We start from the raw sequence: 5,668 nt of genomic DNA on the forward strand, positions 1-5,668 counted from the left end.
CGATGCCGAACGGGCCGGCCTCATGCGCGCCACCCAGTACGCCCACTACACCCCGGAACTCATGGTCCGTTCACTGTGGGACATGGTCACGAGGATGGGATTCTCGGGAGGACGCGTGCTGGAGCCAGGCTGCGGCACCGGCCTGTTCATCGCTACCCGTCCTGAAAAGCTGGAGGGGAAGATGGCCTTTACCGGCATCGAAAATGATTCCCTGACGGCGCGTATCGCGCGTGCGCTTTATCCGAACCAGTGGATCCGGCAGGAGGATTTCACGAAAACCGTTCCGGGCGAGCGTTACGAGCTGGTGATCGGCAACCCGCCATTTTCCAACCGCACCGTGCGGGGGGCCGACACGATCGGGCGGCTGCGCCTGTCGCTGCATGACTATTTCATCGCACGCTCCGTGGAAGCCCTGCGGCCCGGGGGTATCGCAGTGTTCGTGACATCACGTCATACGATGGACAAGCGCGACACGACGGCGCGCGCGCATATCGCTTCCATTGCTGACCTTCTGGGGGCGGTGCGCCTGCCGCAGGGAGCGATGAAGGATGAAGCCGGCACCGAGGTGGTCGTGGATATCCTTGTCCTGCGCCGTCGCATGGTGGGGGACATGCCGGGGGATGAAAGCTGGCTGGAGACGGGCGAGGTGGCCGACAGCAACCATGGTGACGGGCCGCTGTTCATCAACCGCTATTTCCTCGAACACGGTGAGCAGGTGCTGGGCCGTCATGACTGGACCACCACCCAGTTCGGCCCCGATTACACCTGCGCGCCGATCGCCGGGATTGTCCTGGATTGCGCGCTGCCGGACGCCCTGGCGCGCATAGCCCCCGACATCCGCTTCCCCGCGCCGGAAAGCTGCGATTTCTCAACTCCCGTATCGCGACCGCGTATCGGTACGGCAGCGGATGGCGCGACCCTCAAGGAGGGCAGCTACTACATTGAGAACCGCGTGCTGCACCAGATCGTGGGCGGCGTGGGGGTCGTGGTCCCGATCCGCCGGAAAGGCAGCACCGAGGGCATTTTCCAGAAGCATGCCCGGATCATAGAGGCGCTGGTTCCCGTGCGTGACGCCACACGGGCGGTGCTGCGCGCACAGATGGAGAACCGGCCCTACGGGAGGCCCCAGTCCGACCTCAGGCGTGCCTATACCAGTTTTGTCCGCCAGTTCGGGCCGATCAACCTGACGAACACGACGACCCGTATCAGCGAGAAGACCGGCGTGGAGACCGAGACCCAGCGCCGCCCGAACCTCCAGCCATTTCTTGATGACCCGGACGTGTGGCTGGTGGCGTCGATCGAGAATTACGACGCCGAGAAGCAGGTCGGCGCCATGGGGCCGATTTTCTCGGAGCGGGTTGTCCATGCCCCTGTCGAGCCGGAAGTCCATACCGCCCTCGATGCCCTCGCCGTGTGCCTGCATGAGACGGGTGGGGTGGAGATCCCCCGCGTGGCGGAACTCCTTGGTCGCTCCGAGGCGCAGGCGATCAGCGAACTGGGGGATGCGATCTACCTTGACCCCGCACGAAGCACAAACGGGCGGGATGTATGGGTGACGGCGGACGAGGCGCTTTCCGGCCCTGTCCGCACCACGCTTCGCGAGGCGCGGGAGGCGGCCCGGACCGACGTCCGCTACGCTCGCAACGTGACGGCGCTTGAGGGGGTCCAGCCCGAGGACCTGCGCCCGTCCGACATTACGGCACGACTGGGCGCGCCATGGCTCCCGGCTGCCGATGTGAGCGCCTTCATTTCCGAGGTGATCGGGGTCGAGACGACGGTGCGTCATACCGTCGAGGTTGCCACATGGAGCCTGGATACCGCACCGTTCCGGGGCAAGGCCGAGGCGACGTCGCTATGGGGAACCGAGCGACGCCATGCGGGCGAACTGCTGAATGACGCGCTCAACCAGTCGATCCCGAAGATATGGGATGTGTGGCGTGATGAAAATGGCGAGCATCGCGAGCTGAACACGAAGGAGACGGAAGCGGCCAAGGAAAAGCTGGCCGCGATCAGGCAGGCTTTCCACAACTGGGTCTGGAATGATCCCGACCGTAGTGAACGCCTCGTGCGCCATTACAACGACGTCTACAACAATCTCATGCCGCGCCGGTTCGATGGCGCGCACCTGACCCTGCCCGGCGCCAGTTCCGTCATATCGCTGCGCGCGCACCAGAAGCGGGTCATCTGGCGCATTATCGCGGCGGGCAGCACCTACATGGCCCATGCCGTAGGTTCGGGGAAAACCTTCTCCATGGTCGCCGCAGTCATGGAACAGCGCCGGTTGGGGCTGGTCAGCAAGCCCCTGATCACCGTGCCGGGGCACTGCCTCGCCCAGATGGCCCGCGAGTTCCTGATGCTTTACCCGACCGCGCGTATCCTGGTTGCGGATGAGACCAACTTCGAAAAGGCGAAGCGCCAGCGTTTCCTTGCCAGGGCGGCAACGGGAGCCTGGGACGCGATCATCATCACCCATGATGCGTTCAAGTTCATTCCCACGCCCGCCGAATTCGAGCGCGACCTCATCGCGGGGCAGATCGCTTCGTACGAGGATCTTCTGGAATCAGTGGATCGTGATGATGCGCTGTCGCGCAAGCGTATCGAGCAGATGAAGGAAAAGATGGAGGCCCGGCTGGAAGGACTGGCCGCGCGCAAGGACAATCTTCTGCATATCGGTGAGATTGGCATTGACCAGATACTTGTCGATGAGGCGCAACTGTTCCGCAAGCTGTCGTTCGCCACCAACCAGTCCGACCTCAAGGGCGTCGACCCGAACGGTTCGCAGCGGGCCTGGGACCTGTTCGTGAAGTCGCGTTTCATCGCGCAGGACAACCCCGAGCGCGCCCTCGTCCTGGCATCGGGTTCTCCCATCACGAATACACTGGGCGAGATGTATACCGTGCAGCGGTTCATGCAGCCTGCCGCCCTTGAGGAACGCGGCCTGCATGAATTCGATGCATGGGCGGCGAATTTCGGGGAGACCCGCACGGAACTCGAACTGCAGCCCAGCGGCCTTTACAAGCCGGTCACGCGGTTTTCCGAGTTCGTCAATGTCGCCGATCTCATGTCGATGTATCGCAGCTTCGCCGACGTGGTGCTGCCTGATGACCTGCGCCAGTATGTGAAACTGCCCCTGATCCGGGGCGGTCGCCGCGAGATCGTGGTCGCCCCCTCGAATGACAATTTCAAGGCTTACCAGCAGACGCTGGCGCAGCGGATCAGCGCCATCGAGAACCGGACCGGCCGACCGCAAAAAGGCGACGACATCCTTCTGTCGGTGATTACCGATGCGCGGCACGCTGGGATCGACCTGCGTTTCGTGACGCCGGGAATGGAGAGTGACCCGCTCAGCAAGCTCAACATCATGATCGGGAAGGTCTTTGAAATCTGGCAGGCCACCTCGGACACCCGGTATGTCGATCCGGAAACCGGGGCGCCCTATGACCTGCCGGGTGCGGCACAGATGATCTTTTCCGACCTGGGCACGGAAAGCGCGCTCGCAAAACGCGGGTTTTCCGCCTACACCTGGATACGCGACGAACTGATCCGGCTGGGTGTTCCGGCCGAGCAGATCGCGTTCATGCAGCACTATAAAAAATCGGCGGCCAAGCAGCGCCTTTTCGCTGACATGAATTCCGGCCGCAAGCGCATCCTGATCGGCTCGACCGCGACAATGGGAACGGGCGTCAACGCCCAGCAGCGCCTGAAGGCACTGCACCATCTCGATGTGCCCTGGCTGGTCGCTGACATCATCCAGCGCGAGGGCCGGATCGAGAGGCAGGGAAACCAGAACCACGAGATCGAGATTTACGCCTATGCCCAGAAAGGCTCGGTTGATGCCACGAACTGGCAGATGCTGGAGCGCAAGCAGCGCTTCATCTGCCTCGCGATGTCCGGCGACCGCACCATCCGCCGCCTTGAGGACATCGGTGCCGAGGCCAACCAGTTCGCAATGGCGAAGGCATTGGCATCGGGCGATGAGCGCCTCCTGAAGAAAGCAGGTCTGGAGGCGGAACTGGCGCGCCTCGAACGCCTGCATGCAGCCCATTACGATGACCAGTTCAACGTGAAGCGCGCAATCCAGACGGCCCGGCGGCAGATTGTAGCCGCGGATGCGATGATTCCGAAGATCGAAGCGGATATCGCACGGCGTCGGTCGACAAGGGGGGAGGCGTTTGTTCTGGAAACCGCACGCGCGGCTGTCGGTGCACGGGAGAAGGCCGGGGCATATCTCCTGTCGCAGGTGCGTATGGCCGAGCGTAATGGTGAGGGAGGGGAATGGAAACTGGGCCGGATCGGCGGCTTTGACGTGATGTGCGAGGCGCGCGAGATACACAGCGTGCAGGCAAAGAAGCCAAAGGCCGACGTGTCTCTCTATATGGCCCTTGAACAGGGAGATGCGGCCATCCGGCTCGACGATGAGGTCACGCCGTTGGGGCTGGTCTCGCGCATCGAACACCTGTTGCTGACGTTCGAGGCCGTGCTGGAAAATACCATCCGTGAACGTGACGGGACGATCCGCCGCCTGCCGGGCTACGAAGCACGTCTCGGGGCGCCTTTTGCCGAACAGGCGCTGCTGGAGGAAAAGCGCGAGGAACTCGAGGCGCTGGAAGCGGATCTGGCCGCGACCGTGGTCGAGGGAGAAGCAGCGAATGATGACACGGCTCCAGCCGGAGAGGGCGAGGCACAGGCGGCCTGACGGCCGGATTGGAAAAAGCGAAGGAAAGGCGTGGGGGCTGCCAGCAACCGCGTCGGCGCGCAAGGCTCAGGCCGGGCGCGCTGCGCGCGGCCTTGCGCGCCGACGCGGCCCCTGGCCGCCGGAATGATGTCGAAAGACGGAATTCAGGAAAAAAGGACATGACCATGGAACTGCGCGAAGCCGTTGACCCGAAAACCCTGCATGTGAACCCGGATAACCCTCGCAAGGCGGCCGTACCGATTGAGGAAGACCGCAGGCTGGCGCTCAACATCAAATCCGTTGGCCTGATCCATCCCCCGCTCGTGCGTGAAGCGGAAGACGGGACGCTGACGATCATCGCGGGGCATCGCCGCGTGCGGTGCGCCATCATGGCGAAGCAGAAAGCCATCCCGGTTTTCGTGACATCGGCCGATGAGGCACTGGATCCGCTGGTCGCGGCGTCGGAGAACATGGTCCGCCAGGGCATGAGCGAGCCGGATCAGTGGCGCGCGGTGAGCCGGATGCGCGGCGAGCAGAACATGAAGGATAACGCCATCTGCAGGGCGCTGATGATAACGCCCGCCTACCTGAAACGCCTGGACCTGCTGGCGCACCTGCATCCCCCGATCCTTGATGCCATTGAACTGGGCATTGGCCCCGATGGTGCGGACCGCAAGGCGATCGCGAAGGTGCCGCCCGAGGAGCAGGCCCGTGTCTGGGCGGAAATATGGGCGGAGAGCGCGGGCGAGGGCACCGATCCCGCCGAATACCGGATGACGGTGGATGACGGACAATACATGGCCTGGGATGATATGGCCCGGGCGCTTTCGACTGACGAATTCTACGCCCGTGATGCGCGGTTCGACGACGCCACGGCCAGAAAGCATGGCATCATCTGGGAGGAAGACCTTTTCGGGGAGGGCGGGCAGGATAACCGCTATACCTGCGATGCCCGCGCCTACGCGGCCGCCCAGCGTGAAGCGATGGAGGCGG

General features: G+C 63.5%; 2 protein-coding genes. Both read left to right on the plus strand.

Going from position 1 to position 5,668, the window contains the following annotated elements:
* Window positions 1-4,696: methyltransferase (locus tag DY926_RS02060; RefSeq protein ID WP_116701878.1), on the plus strand; the 4,696-nt coding region annotated here is incomplete at its 5' end.
* A 158-nt stretch (window positions 4,697-4,854) separates the two neighbouring features.
* On the plus strand, window positions 4,855-5,668 hold an 814-nt coding region (locus DY926_RS02065), incomplete at its 3' end, for a ParB/RepB/Spo0J family partition protein (RefSeq protein ID WP_116701879.1).

It is taken from the genome of Komagataeibacter melaceti, from assembly GCF_003403295.1.
In the GTDB taxonomy this organism is placed as follows: domain Bacteria; phylum Pseudomonadota; class Alphaproteobacteria; order Acetobacterales; family Acetobacteraceae; genus Komagataeibacter; species Komagataeibacter melaceti.